The sequence below is a fragment of the Agrobacterium sp. GW821-FHT02D03 genome, from assembly GCF_059421725.1.
In genome coordinates, this window is the sequence record NZ_JBWKVN010000002.1 from 147,938 (window position 1) to 161,463 (window position 13,526).

General features: G+C 58.3%; 12 protein-coding genes. 1 reads left to right on the forward strand and 11 read right to left on the reverse strand.

Annotated features, from left to right (window positions below; genetic code table 11):
• Nucleotides 1-70 precede the first annotated feature (70 nt).
• From AC07U5_RS14200 to AC07U5_RS14225, 6 genes are all read right to left on the reverse strand, one after another.
• Nucleotides 71-619 carry a VOC family protein gene (locus AC07U5_RS14200; RefSeq protein WP_112520335.1) on the reverse strand — a complete coding sequence of 183 codons (549 nt, stop codon included), beginning with the start codon at nucleotides 617-619 and terminating at the stop codon, nucleotides 71-73.
• A 52-nt stretch (nucleotides 620-671) separates the two neighbouring features.
• Nucleotides 672-1,517, reverse strand: coding sequence for an ATP-binding cassette domain-containing protein (locus AC07U5_RS14205; protein WP_494723383.1), 846 nt, complete (start codon nucleotides 1,515-1,517; stop codon nucleotides 672-674).
• Nucleotide 1,518: 1 nt separating this feature from the next.
• On the reverse strand, nucleotides 1,519-2,391 hold the full coding sequence (locus AC07U5_RS14210) for an ABC transporter ATP-binding protein (protein WP_494723384.1): 873 nt from the start codon (nucleotides 2,389-2,391) through the stop codon (nucleotides 1,519-1,521).
• A complete protein-coding gene (locus AC07U5_RS14215; RefSeq protein WP_494723385.1) occupies nucleotides 2,388-3,233 on the reverse strand; it encodes an ABC transporter permease in 846 nt (281 codons plus the stop codon). Before AC07U5_RS14215 ends, AC07U5_RS14210 begins: the two co-directional genes overlap by 4 nt.
• Nucleotides 3,234-3,288: 55 nt before the next feature.
• Nucleotides 3,289-4,299 (reverse strand): ABC transporter permease, encoded by a 1,011-nt coding sequence (locus tag AC07U5_RS14220; RefSeq protein ID WP_112520337.1) that lies wholly within the window; start codon nucleotides 4,297-4,299, stop codon nucleotides 3,289-3,291.
• A 108-nt stretch (nucleotides 4,300-4,407) separates the two neighbouring features.
• Nucleotides 4,408-5,943 (reverse strand): ABC transporter substrate-binding protein, encoded by a 1,536-nt coding sequence (locus tag AC07U5_RS14225; RefSeq protein WP_494723386.1) that lies wholly within the window; start codon nucleotides 5,941-5,943, stop codon nucleotides 4,408-4,410.
• A gap of 314 nt (nucleotides 5,944-6,257) precedes the next feature.
• On the opposite strand from AC07U5_RS14225, the gene AC07U5_RS14230 reads away from it, so the two are divergent.
• Nucleotides 6,258-7,868 (forward strand): phytoene desaturase family protein, encoded by a 1,611-nt coding sequence (locus AC07U5_RS14230; RefSeq protein ID WP_494723387.1) that lies wholly within the window; start codon nucleotides 6,258-6,260, stop codon nucleotides 7,866-7,868.
• 121 nt (nucleotides 7,869-7,989) lie between these two features.
• On the opposite strand, the gene AC07U5_RS14235 is transcribed toward AC07U5_RS14230, so the two are convergent.
• The 5 genes from AC07U5_RS14235 to paoA form a co-directional block, all read right to left on the reverse strand.
• Nucleotides 7,990-8,592, reverse strand: coding sequence for a nucleotidyltransferase family protein (locus AC07U5_RS14235; protein ID WP_494724243.1), 603 nt, complete (start codon nucleotides 8,590-8,592; stop codon nucleotides 7,990-7,992).
• Nucleotides 8,593-8,678: 86 nt separating this feature from the next.
• A complete protein-coding gene (locus tag AC07U5_RS14240; protein ID WP_494723388.1) occupies nucleotides 8,679-9,605 on the reverse strand; it encodes an XdhC family protein in 927 nt (308 codons plus the stop codon).
• A gap of 48 nt (nucleotides 9,606-9,653) precedes the next feature.
• Entirely contained in the window at nucleotides 9,654-11,852 is a 2,199-nt protein-coding gene (paoC, locus tag AC07U5_RS14245) for an aldehyde oxidoreductase molybdenum-binding subunit PaoC (protein ID WP_494723389.1), read from the reverse strand.
• Between the two features lie 3 nt (nucleotides 11,853-11,855).
• Nucleotides 11,856-12,806, reverse strand: a complete 951-nt coding sequence (locus tag AC07U5_RS14250) for an FAD binding domain-containing protein (RefSeq protein WP_494723390.1) — start codon at nucleotides 12,804-12,806, stop codon at nucleotides 11,856-11,858.
• On the reverse strand, nucleotides 12,803-13,336 hold the full coding sequence (gene paoA, locus AC07U5_RS14255) for an aldehyde dehydrogenase iron-sulfur subunit PaoA (RefSeq protein ID WP_494723391.1): 534 nt from the start codon (nucleotides 13,334-13,336) through the stop codon (nucleotides 12,803-12,805). Before paoA ends, AC07U5_RS14250 begins: the two co-directional genes overlap by 4 nt.
• Nucleotides 13,337-13,526 lie beyond the last annotated feature (190 nt).

Sequence of the window (13,526 nt, forward strand, 5' to 3'; positions counted from 1 at the left end):
AAACAACCGGGCGGCACATAACGGAGCCGACATAAGGTCCGCTGGCCAGGCCTTACTGCTCTCTTGCCGCTCACGTGGCTGGCTGCTCCGGGTTCCACAACAGGACCGGGCTCGTGCTCTCATACGCCATACCGTTCGGATAACTGATCGCCTCGAACTGCAAGCCCCAGGGCGCCTGAAAATATAGGATTGATTGGCCGGCGATCGGGCCGTCCTGAATAGGGAGGGGGCCTAGCCGGGTCTCAACGCCCATCTTGTCCAGATAGGCCTTCGCAGCGGCGATGTCTCGAACATAGAAAGCGATATGAAACGCACCTATGTCACTGTTCTTCTGCTTTAAATCCCGCTGGTCGGGTGCGGAGTATTCGAAGAGCTCGAGGTTCGAGCCGTTGCCGCAGCGGATCATGGCGGCACGTTCGATACGCGCGCGCGGATGAACGCCGAGTGCCTCGGTCATGAAACTCCCGTCCGGATCGCCGATAGGGCCGAAGGTGAGCACATGGATGCACCCGAGCACCCGGTCGAAGAAGTCGATAGCCTCATCGAGGTTCGGTACCGTAAGCCCGGTGTGGTCGTGGCCGACGAGGCCTGGAAGGCCTTTTTGGGTGGAAGCTGTCATGACACGTCTCCGATCAGGCTGCGGTCTTGTTCTGCGAGTTTAGATGCGGCTCTCACGCGGCTGGCTCAAGCACAGGTGGCGGCCGTGTCAGCCAGCCGTCATCGATCTCGGGAAGCGGGATGGCGTCAAGCAGCAGGCGCGTATAGGGCGTTTTGGGGGCATCAAACACAGGTCCACATCTCCCCTCCTCCACCACTTCGCCAAACCGCATGACTGTAACGCGGTCGCAGATCGCGCGGATGACCGACAGGTCATGGCTGATGAAGGCCATGGCGAGACCCATCTCCTGCGATAGCTCTTTCAGCAGATTCAACACCTGCGCCTGCGTCGAGACGTCAAGACCGGACACGACCTCATCGGCAAGCACGAAATCCGGTTTCATCAGAACTGCGCGCGCAATGCCGACGCGCTGACGCTGACCACCGGACAACTCATGCGGTGCACGTTCCAGCATCACGGCAGGCAGCGACACGCGGTCAAGAATGGCACGCACCTGACGCTCGGCATCGCGGCGGTCGCTCGCAAGACCATGCAGAAAGAGCGGCTCCGTGAGGATACGACGAATGGTATGACGCGGATTGAGAGATGCCATCGGATCCTGGAAGACCATCTGCATAAGCCGGCGCAAGGGCCGCATAGCCTCAGGCGACAAGGCGGTGATGTCCTGCCCATCGAAACGAATGGTACCGGCCGAGACAGGGACCAGTTTCAGAAGCGCACGGCCAAGCGTCGTCTTGCCCGAGCCAGACTCCCCGACAATGCCGACTGTCTCCCCACGCCTGATCGACACATCGACGCCGTGCAGGACACGAACGCCGGTGCGGCCACGACCAAAAAGCTCCTTGCTCGCCCCATAAGTGACTTCGATGCCCTTTGCTTCAAAGAGAAGATCGCTCATTTCACACTCTCCTCTCGGCGATGCCGATTTCAGCGCGCAATTGGCGGAACACAGCTTCGGGCACGGGCTCAAGCCCTGCATCTGGTCGATCGTAGCGGGGGCCAGCAGCGATCAATGCGCTGGTGTAGGCATGCTTTGGTGCCATCAGCAGATCACGGGTCTTGCCATCTTCGATCACTTTGCCTGCATATAGAAGTGTTACGCTGTCACAGATCTTTGCCACGACACCGAGGTCATGGGTCACGAAGATCACCGCGGTTCCATGAGCTTCCTGCATACGACGGATGAGACGCAGGATTTCCTTTTGTACAGTGACGTCAAGCGCGGTTGTCGGCTCGTCGGCGACAACGAGCTTGGGATTCAACGCAAAGGCCGATGCGATCAGAATACGCTGGCGCATGCCCCCGGACAGTTCATGCGGATAGGCGTTCAGCACCCGCTTTGGATCACGGATCTGTACTTCGTCGAGAAGTTGAAGTGCACGCTGATGGGCATCCGTCTTGCCCATACCAAGCCTCAGCCTTAGCCCGTCGGTCAACTGCGCCTCGATCCGCCGCGCCGGGTTGAGTGCCGTTTGCGGGTCCTGCGGGATCAGCGTGATGTCGCGACCCATGATATCAGCGAGTTCGCGGCGGGGCATGGAAAGGAGGTCACGCCCCTCGAAACGGATGAAGCCGCCGGTAATCTTGACGGTGAACGGCAAAATGCCGAGCAGCGCTTTGGCGATGGTGGATTTCCCAGCGCCCGATTCACCCACGAGACCGCGCACCTCCCCTTTTTTCAGGGTGAGCGAAACGTCGCGAAGGACCAGCGCGCCGGCGTCACGCGTGGAGATGGCACTGAGGCCTTGAATAGCAACAAACGACTGGGTCATCGGCGCATCACCGGGTCGAGCGCCGTGCGCAGACCGTTGCCCAATTGATTGAAAGCGAGAACGGTGACGAAGAGCGCGAGGAGAGGAAAGACGAACACCCACCATCCCTGGTGGATCATCTGGCGACCTTGGGCGATCATACCGCCCCATGTCGGGATGTCCGAAGAAAGCGACAGGCCGACGAAAGAAAGGATCGCTTCGACGATGACGGCAATGCCCATTTCAAGGCTGACAAGAGCAATGAGGACGGGCGCCACGTTCGGCAAAATCTCACGCCATAAAATATGGCTGCGTGAAAAACCGATCGTCTGAGCGGCCATCACATAATCAAGGCGTGCCTGCGCCATCGTCTCTGTCCGCACGACACGACAAAAGCGTGTCCAGTCGATAATGACGATCGCGGCGATGACCGAGTGAAGGCCTGAGCCCATGACCGCCACCAGCAGGACCGAAAGAAGCACCGGCGGGAAGGCCATCCAGATATCGACAAGGCGTGAGATGACGCGATCCGCCCACCCGCCATACCAACCGGCGGCGAGGCCAAGCAGCGTTCCTATGATGGCAGACAGGCTGGCGGCAACGAATGCAACGGTCAGCGCTATCCGTGATCCGTAGAGCACACGGGAAAGAACGTCACGGCCAAGGTCATCGGTGCCGAGATAGTAGCCGGGCTCTGCCCCCGGATAGTTTGCGGGTGGCATGTTGCCCAACATCAGATCCTGCTCAAGCGGGTCTTTCGGTGCGATGTAGGGCGCGAAAAGCGCGATGAGCAACAGGATGAGGAGGAAGCCGCCGGCGATCACCACCCGCGGTTCACGCAAAAGCGGTTTGATGGTCTTCATCGGCAGACTCCGGAAACGGAAAGCTGTGTCCACGGTGGTTGCGGTCTTTGACATCTCACCCATGAGCGGCGCTCCTCGGGTTCAGCCATGCCGCGATGAGATCGACCAGGATATTCACCAGAATGAAGATCGCGCCGAAGGTCAGCACGATGCCCTGGATCAGCGGCAGATCGCGGTTGATGACCGCGTCGATCGCCATGTTGCCAAGGCCCGGATAGGAAAAGATGCGCTCCACGATGACCGTGCCGCCAATCATGAAGGTGAACTGAACGCCTGTAAGCGTCAGCGTTGGCCCGACGGCATTGCGCAGTGCCTCCTGAAGCACCAGCCGAAGTGGCGACATCCCTTTCAGCCGCGCCAGCAGCACGTAATCCTGCACCATGGCTTCCGCGAGCGCTTCCTTCAGCGTGCGCACGACAATGGCTGCCAAGGGTAGGCCGAGCGCCAGCATGGGCATCACCATGTGGGCAAGGATGTCAGCGAAAGCCGGGAATTTGAACGTAACCAGGCTCTCGATCAGGTAGAAATCCGTGTGGAAGTCCGTCGTCAGCCCCGGATCGATACGCCCGGACAACGGGAAGACTGGCCAAAACACACCAAGTAAGAGGACAAGCGCCAGCGCCCAGACGAAATCTGGCACGGCAAGAAACAGCCCGTTGATAAAATCCAGCGCAGGATCGAGCTTTGTGCCGCGTGCGAGTGCGCCGAGAACCGCAATCATGCCACCGGTGAGAACCCCGAAAACAAGCGCGGCAAAGGCGAGTTCGAGCGTCGCCGGCAAGCGGCCACCGATCAGTTCCAGGACATCGCGGCGTTGCGAGATCGACGTGCCGAAATCACCCTTCAAGACATCGCCGAACCAGATGGCGAATTGCTGCGCCAGACCGAGATCGAGCCCGTAATGGGCGCGCAGCGCTGCAATGTCGGCGGGCGTCGCACTCGGCGAAATCATCATGGCGACCGGGTCGCCCGGCACGATGCGCAGCAGACAGAAAACGATGACGGCGACGCCCATGAGCGTCAGCACCGCCATTATAAGACGATTGAGAAGATCGGAAACGGTCATGATCAAACCTTCCTGTTGCCGTCAGCGTCGGCGGCTGCCAGACGCGCGGTCCTGCGAACAGGGGCGAGCAGCGCCACGACGAACGCGACGCAACGCTGCTCTATCTCGTCAGGCCTTGGAGACCAGCGTCGGCTGAAGCGCGCTCGAAACATTCGGCGTCACCTTCAGCGAAGACTTGAAAACGATGGGCTGCACATATTGCAAAAGCGGAATGACGTAACCTTGCTCGGCAATATACGTGTCAGCTGCCTTCCAACCGGCGATACGCTTGGCCTCGTCCTTCTCGCCCCACAGCGGACCAATGAGAGCGTCGACATCGTCACTTTTCCAGGCCGAGTGCGGCGACTTGGAGAACATGGCGAATCCGGTCGATGTCGTGGGGTCGCCGATCGCGTTGCCCCAATTGTAGAAAGCCGCAGGCGCGAGCTTGTGACCGGCGCGCAGCTCAAAGTGCTTCGCCACCTCGTAGACTTCGATCTCGGCCTCGATGCCAACCCTGCGCCACATGCCGACGATCGCCTGGATCATTTCGTAATCCTTGGGCTTGAGACCACGTGTCGTCTGGATCTTGAACTTGACCGGTTTGTCCTTGGAATAACCGGAAGCCTTGAGAAGCTCGGCAGCCTTCTGCGGGTCGTAGCCGACCTTGATCGAAGCGTCATAGGCTTCATATTCCGGGGCTTCCAATGTGTCGATCGGAACGCCGTAGCCACGCAGGAGCTTCTTGACGATACTGGCCTTGTCGATGGCGTGATGAGCCGCCAGTCGAACATTATTGTCCAGCATGGGTTCGACATTGGTGATGAAGATCATGCCGATATCCGAGATCGGCGATGAGACGCCCGCGAGGCCCTTCTTCGCCTTAAGTCGGTCGAATTCCTCATAGGGAATTTCGAGCGTGACATCGGAAGAGCCGGATTCGATTTCGGCGACACGGCTCGTCGGATCGGTGACGAATTTGAAAATGACGGTTTCGAAGGCGGGCTTGCCGCCCCAGTAGTTTGGGTTGGCCTTGAGGCGCAGGAAGGAGTTGCCCTCATAGGCGTCGAACATGTAGGGGCCTGTGCCGACAGGCTTCTTTTCAAAGCCTTCCGAACCGACCTTTTCGTAATAGGCCTTGGGCAGCACATAGCCGGTGAGGAAGGCCATCCACTTGAAGATCGTCGGATCGAAGTTGAGAACGTCGGCGGTGATCCGCTTGCCTTCGACCTTGTAGTTGCCGATGCTGGCCCAGACGCTCGCGACAGGATTGCCGCTGTCTGGCTTACCGGCGCGGGTCAGCGACCAGACGATATCTTCTGGGGTGAAGTCCGAGCCGTCGTGCCACTTCACGCCTTCGCGCACATCCATCCAGACCTTGGTCTTATCGTCGTTCCAGCCCCAGTCAGTCAGCAACCCAGGCTCGAAGGAAAGATCCGGCTTCTGGCCGATATATTGATCGTAAATTGAGCGATAGATCGCCTGGATTGCCGGGTTCACGCCTGATAACCCCACCGTCCCGTCGAAGGATGGCAGGTTGGAATTGAAGGCAATCGTCAGAGTATTCGTTTCTGCGGCCTGAACCGAAATTCGTCCGGCAAGAATGCCGGTCAGAACGGTAGCCGCACCTAGTCCCAGTACGCCACGACGCGTCATGTCAGTCATTTTGGACTCCTAAAGTTCCCCTTGAAGGACTTCCGGTGTTTCCCGGATTTGTTATTGTTTTAAACTTAAAATTAAAATCCCGATTTTGACAAGAGCCGGACCACCCATTTTCGAAAATAATATGAAAGAGAATATTTCTTGAAATTGCCCGACGGGTAGCATTCGTCGCGTTTTCGTTGGTATTTCTTGAGTTATCGTTCATTAAGGGCCCGGAAGATAGGGTAATCAGCGGCAAAAACATCGATCCGATCAGGAAAGATCGAGACGCTCCAAACCCCGTTTATTTTAAGCTTGATGCATTATCGAGAAAATGTATGCATACAGAAATAAAATCAAAACACTGGTGGAACGAGATGGCTGAATTCGATGCGGTGGTTCTGGGCGCGGGTCACAACGGGCTGGCAGCAGCGGTTCATCTGGCCGCGAAAGGCTGGACGGTCGCAGTGGTCGAGGCAAAAGCGAGTGCCGGTGGTGCGGTCAAGACCCAGGAATTGATTGAACCCGGCTTCCGTCACGATCTGGCAGCGATGAACCTTTCCATGTTCGCTGGTTCCGCTTTTCATCAAACCTATGCTCAAGAGCTTGCAGCGCACGGCCTGAAATTCGTCCCCGCGTCGAAGTGCTTTGCCAGCGTCTTTCCAGACGGAACCCATCTCGGCATCGGAACCGACCTTTCCATCAACAAGGCAGCGATCGCTGCCCTTTCGGAGAAGGATGCCGCGAGCTTCGCCGCCATGTCAGATGATTTTGGTGCCAAGGCTCCCCATCTCTTCGGTCTATTGGGCGCTCCCATGCCTTCGTTTCAAAGCGTCAAGACTGTCTGGAAGGCGTGGCGAGCCGGCGGCATTCCCCTGCTCACCGATCTTCTCCGCCTGCTCCTGTCGTCACCACGCGGTTTTCTTGATCGCCATTTTGACAATGAGAAGCTCAAGGTGACCATGGCGACCTGGGGCCTGCATCTCGATTTCCCCCCGGACGCTTCCGGCGGCGCGCTCTTTCCCTATCTGGAGACCATGGCTGATCAGGCCTTCGGCATGGTGATCGGTGAAGGTGGCGCGGATACCATCATCAAGGCGATGGTGAGCCTGTTGGAGAGCAAGGGCGGCGAGGTTTTCCTCAATTCTCCCGCCACCTCCTTAGACGTTTTCAGTGGCACTGAGAAAATCGTGACGCTGGCAGACGGACGCAGACTGACGGCAAAGCGCGCCATTATCTCCAACATTCACCCCAAGCTTCTCTTCGACGGTATCGTGAAGAACAGCCAGCTGCCTCCGAAATTTGTCGAAGGCATCAAGTCCTACCGCTCCGGACCCGGCGCAATGATGATCCATCTGACGCTGGACGGCTTGCCGGATTGGACAGCCTCTCCGGACCTGAAATCCTATGCCTATATCCACATCGCGCCCACTCTCTCGATGATGACGAAAGTCTATGACGAAGCCATCTCCGGTCTCCTGCCTCAAGAGCCGGCGCTTGTCGTCGGTCAGCCAACAGCACTTGATCCAACCCGTGCGCCCGATGGCAAGCATGTCCTCTGGGTGCAGGTGCGTGTGCTGCCGGCCGAGATCAAGGGCGATGCTGCAGGCGAGATCGCTGCTAGAGACTGGGCGTCGGTAAAAGACGCCTATGCCGAGCGTGTTATCTCGATCATAGAGAATTACGCACCGGGTTTCCGTTCAAAAATCCGCGGGAAGTCTGTCTGGTCGCCACTCGATCTACAGGCGGAAAATCCCAATCTGATCGGCGGCGATAGCCTGTCAGGGTCGCATCATCTCGACCAGAACTTCCTGTTTCGCCCTGTTGCAGGCTATTCGCGCTACAAGAGCCCGATCGACGGCCTCTACATGTGCGGGGCCGCGACCTGGCCGGGTGCGGGAACGGGTGCCGGCTCTGGCTTTATGCTGGCGAAGATGCTTGCCGGATAACTGGTGACGCCGGCTGAAGCAGCAGTTCAAGTCCGCAGAACGCTCAACACTGGCGCCAATTTGCTAGACGAATAGCTTTTTTTTAGCGAGCATCTCCGCCGACGCGGGATGCTGATCCTCGTCAATTCTTGAGGAGGCCACCCGCTGATCGAACGGCGTCTGGTGTGTCGACATCAATGAGCGAGGCATGACCAAGATCGACCAACTGTGTCTCCACTCCCGCATCCTGCAAAATCACCTTTGCCCCCTCATCGCCTTTCAGCTGCTTCAATCTTTCGAAGAGAGTAGCCGGGATCACTACCGGGTGCCCGGCTTTGCCTTTGTTTGCTCCGCGGACGACTTGACGACCGTCCAAAGCACGGAAGGTGGCTATGAGCTGATCAATATGCTGTTCGGTGATCCTCGGCATATCGGCAAGCATGATGAGTGCGCCCGCGCAGCCGTTCAAACTTTCATGTCTGAAACCGCAGCCAAGCGATGTTCCCATGCCGGATGAGAAACGGTCATTGAACACGACCGACAGAGGAAGGTCGTCAATCACGCGTTCGATTTCGGTCGATCGGTGTCCCGTCACGACAAGTACGGACGACAGCCCCGAGCGAAGCATTGACTCGGCGGACCTGCGAACCAGCGGCACCCCATCAAAGTCCGCCAGAAGCTTGTGATGGCCGCTCGTTATCCTGCTCGACTGACCCGCGGCGAGGAGGACTCCAGCAATCCTCATCACGCGTGAACCCTCCGATCCCATAATGCCATCGCGAGGGCACCGGTCCCTGCCCCCCCTCGATAAAGATGCATGGTTTCGGCTCTTCATGAAGGAAAAACTTCCAATCTTGCGGCAGCCACATCTGCCAACACAGAGAGTGCCAGCGACGCTGCATCGCGTGTTGGACCAAAAAGACCGATCGGCGCGCGGATACGATCAATGTTTTCTGAGGAGACGCCTGCTACCCTCAACAACTCGGTGCGCCGTCGGTGCGTGCGCGTGCTGCCCAGCGCACCAATGTAGAAGGCAGGAGACGTCAAGGCGCGCTCCAAGACAGCCGCCTCTAGATCAAGATCGTGATGAAGAAGCACCACGGCCGTGAATCTGTCGATTTCAATCGCGTTAGGGTCCTTCGAAGAGGACAGCAGCTGCACTTGGTAGCCGGAGGCGTGTGCCAGTCGAGAGACCGCGTCGGCTTCCGCCGTCTGACCGGAGATCACCACACATGTCTGAGGACGATAGACGGATACAAATGACCCTTCGTACCAGCCGGAACGGGGTGGAACAGTTTTACTGTGTGTCAGCGCCTGTGATTTTGGGTCGTGATTTAAGGCGACGGTTTGACGGTCTGCCAGCTGATCAAGAACTACCCCCAGCGGCTCTGCGGCGCGTAGGACATGGATCGCGATCGTCACGCCGCCTCCACACGGAAGGACAATGTCAAAAAACGGCGAGCCTTCGCCGTACTTTACAACGCGGTCGCGCCCCTCCTCCATGGCTTTCCAGGCTTCGGCCGCAACGGCAGCCTCGATGCAGCCACCAGACAGGTATCCGCAATAAAGCCCGTCTGATGAAACGGCGAGATGCGCACCAAGGGAGCGTGCTGCTCCGCCTCGGATTTCAACCAGCGTCGCGAGAGCGGCTCCACCGCCACCCAGGGCGTTTAAAGCAAAGCGAAGTATGTCCGCTGGATCATCGGAGTTGTTCACCCTTACGGGCACTGGCAGCGCAGTCGAAACGGAAGTGCTCACGTCATTCCCTCAAAATGGACCGGTGGCCAAGAGGCCACCGGTGTTCAATCACGCAAGTTCAGGCAACTTGTCGATGAGCTTGTCCAAGGTGACAGGGTAATTGCGAACTCGGATCCCTGTAGCGTTATAGATAGCGTTGGCGATAGCCGCGGAGACCCCGCAAAGACCGAGTTCGCCAATACCCTTTGCTTTCATCGGCGATGAATACGGGTCGGTTTCATCCATGAAAATCACCTCCTGATGCGGAATGTCGGCATGGACCGGCACCTCGTAACCAGCGAGATCGTGATTGACGAAGAAACCATGCCGCGTGTCGACTGCGAGCTCCTCGGAAAGAGCGCCGCCAGCACCCATCGTCATCGCGCCTATCACCTGGCTGCGTGCGGTAATGGGGTTTAAGATTCGCCCAGCGGCACAGACCGCCAACATGCGCCGAATCCGCGTCTCGCCAGTTGCAACATCGACGCCGACTTCGACGAAGTGACCGCCGAATGTAGACTGCTGATGTGTCTTCGTCAGGTCGCCCCACTCCATCGAGTCTTCACCGACAAGCCCACCTTCGCCTGCGGCTTCTGCAAGCGCAACAGTGCGATTACCTGAACGCACCTTACCGTCCTCAAAGACGACATCAGACGAGTTGAATCCAAGTTTACTCGCGACAGCTTCGCGGAGTTTGACGCAGGCCGCGTAAACACCAGACGTCGCGGAATTCGCACCGAACTGTCCACCTGAGCCGGCCGAGATGGGGAAATTCGAATCCCCCAACCGGACGACGACATTGTCTATCGAAACGCCCATCATCTCTGCCGCAGTTTGAGCGATGATCGTGTAGCTGCCGGTGCCGATATCCGTCATATCGGTCTCGACGGTTACCACGCCATCGCTGCCGAGTTTCACCTTTGCACCCGACGGCATGACGAGGTTGTTGCGGAAGGCTGCCGCAACGCCCATCCCAACCATCCAGTTGCCTTCCCGGCGCTCTGCAGGACCGGTTCGCTTATCCCACCCGAACGTCTCCGCGCCACGCTTCAGACACCCAATAAGGTCGCGGTAAGAGAAGGGTCGATCAGGATTCTCCGGATCGACCTGGGTGTCGTTCTTGATCCGGAACTCGATCGGATCCATACCCAGCTTCTCTGCCATCTCATCGACCGCGATCTCCAGCGCCATCAGGCCGGGGGCCTCGCCCGGTGCCCGCATAGCGTTGCCTTCAGGCAAGTCGAGAGTTGCCAGCTTCATCGCGGTCATCCTGTTTGCTCCGCCATAGAGCAACCGCGTTTGCATGACTGCCACTTCCGGCTGGCCGTCGGGCAGATCGCCGGACCAGCTTTCATGCGCGATCGCGGTGATCTTGCCGTCTCGTTCAGTGCCGATCCGGATACGCTGAATGGTGGCGGGCCGATGGGTGGTGTTGTTCGGCATCATCGGTCGAGGAAGCGTAACCTTGACCGGACGCCCCACGGACTTTGCCGCAATGGCTGCGAGGACGGCATCCGCTCTGAGGAAGAGCTTTCCGCCAAAACCACCACCAATATAGGGCGAAACGACGCGAACGTTCTCCTTGTCGACGCCAAGCGTCGTCGCCAGGTCGCCACGCCACCAGTCGATCATCTGGCTCGAGGTCCATACCGTGACCTTATCTCCTTCCCACGCACCGATCGAAGCATGGGGCTCCATCATCGCGTGAGACTGATCAGGCGTCGTGTATTCGGCATCCAGCGTTAGAGGCGCTTCTGCGAAAGCAGCGTCGAAGTCACCAGCCGCGCTTTCCGGCTCTGTCTTCGGATCGGGGGTCTCGGCATTACCCATTTCTTCCCGCAGATCGAAGCGACCCTTCGCCGGCGCGTAATCGACGCGAACAAGCGATGCAGCCGCGCGCGCCTGTTCGAACGTCTCAGCTACGACGATAGCGATCGCCTGGTGATAGTGCTGGATTTCGCTTCCGCCGAAGAGTTTCGCGGTGTTGTACTCACCTTTCTCGAGGTCCCCGACATCGAGCGTGGTGATGACGTCCAGAACACCCGGCGCGCTTTTCGCAGATGATGTGTCGATCGAGGTCACATGTCCTTTGGCGATCGCGGAACCAACCGGATACCCATAGGCATAAGCAACGCCTGGTTCATGCCACTCGTAGGCATAGGTCGCCTGGCCCGTCGTCTTCAACTGGCCATCGATACGGTGGATCGGCTTACCGACGACTCTCAATTGATCGATTGGGTTTGTGGTCGCTGGCTTTTCAAACTTCATCGCTTAAACCCTCGCCTCTGCAAGAACTGCGCCGATTGTTCTTTCGACGAGGTCAATCTTGAATGCATTCTCATTCGTCGGACGTGCTCCGGCCATTAGTGCCGCGGACATGGCCCGGGCGCCATTTGGCAGTTCACTTTCAGCGTCTTCCACCCGCCATGGTTTGTGAGCCACACCGCCAACAGCAACTTTGCCAGAGCCATCGGCCTTGATGACAGCCGCGACCGACACGAGCGCGAAAGCGTAGGACGCGCGGTCGCGCACCTTGCGATAGATTTGGTTGCCTCCCTCAGGCTTCGGCAAGACAACGCCGGTGATGAGTTCGCCCGGGCGAAGTTCCGTTTCGATGTGCGGGGTGTCGCCGGGCAGTCGATAGAATTCTCCAAGCGGTATCGAGCGCTCCGTTCCATCCGCTGCAACCGTCTCGACCTTTGCGTCCAGAGCGCGCAGCGCAACAGACATGTCGCTCGGATGCGTGGCGATGCAGGCGTCGCTCACTCCGATCACGCCAAGCTGGCGGGTGTATCCTCCGATGGCGGAACAGCCACTGCCCGGCTGTCGCTTGTTGCACGCCTGGTTGGGATCGTAGAAGTAGGGACAGCGCGTGCGCTGCAGAAGATTGCCTGCCGTCGTCGCCTTGTTTCTTAGCTGGCCAGAGGCACCGGCTACAAGTGCGCGTGACAGGAGTGGGTAGTCGCGACGCACCGTTTCACCCGCAGCCAGATCGGTGTTTCTGACGAGAGCACCGATTCTCAAGCCTCCCTCGGATGTTGCCTCTACTTGGTCGAGGCCGAGCCCATTGACGTCGATGAGGTGGGATGGCCGCTCGATTTCAAGCTTCATCAAGTCCAGGAGATTGGTGCCACCGGCAATAAATTTTGCGTCGTCATGCTGAGCAGCAGCCTCCGCTGCGCCTTTGATCGACGTGGCTCGCTCGTAGGAAAACTCTCTCATGCGCTTACTCCCGCAACATCTTCAATGGCCTCGAGAATGTTGGAGTAGGCGCCGCACCGACAGAGATTTCCGCTCATGCGCTCGCGTACTTCTGAGGGAGAGAGCGCGGCAGGCTTCGTCAGATCACCTGTCACATGGCTTGGAATATTCGCCTCTATCTCTTCCAGAACGGCGACGGCGGAACAGATCTGCCCCGGCGTACAGTAGCCACACTGGAAACCATCGTGCTTGATGAACGCCGCCTGCATCGGATGCAGATTGTCGGGCTCACCAAGACCTTCAATGGTGGTGATTTCATCACCTTCATGCATGACCGCAAGCGTCAAACAGGCGTTGATGCGACGACCATTGACCATGACAGTGCATGCACCGCACTGGCCATGGTCGCATCCCTTTTTGGTTCCGGTGAGATGCAGGTGCTCCCTTAGAGCGTCAAGGAGGGTGGTACGGTTATCGAGTGTCAAGCTTTCCGCTTTACCGTTGACCTCGAACGATACTTCAGTTGTGCTGTGCAAGGCTCTATCCTTCATGTCTGCGGCACAACAAAGTTGCGCCTCCCACCGCAATCGGTGCAGCCAACGGGACAAGCCATTTTCGACGTTAAAGTTCCAATCTGGATAGTGTTTTACTAAAGCAGCCGGTCTTCAGGGGAGGCTTGCTGACGGATTTTTCGCGCCCCGATCCAAGTCTTTCAAGCCTCAATCCGCTGTCGTCGGGCCA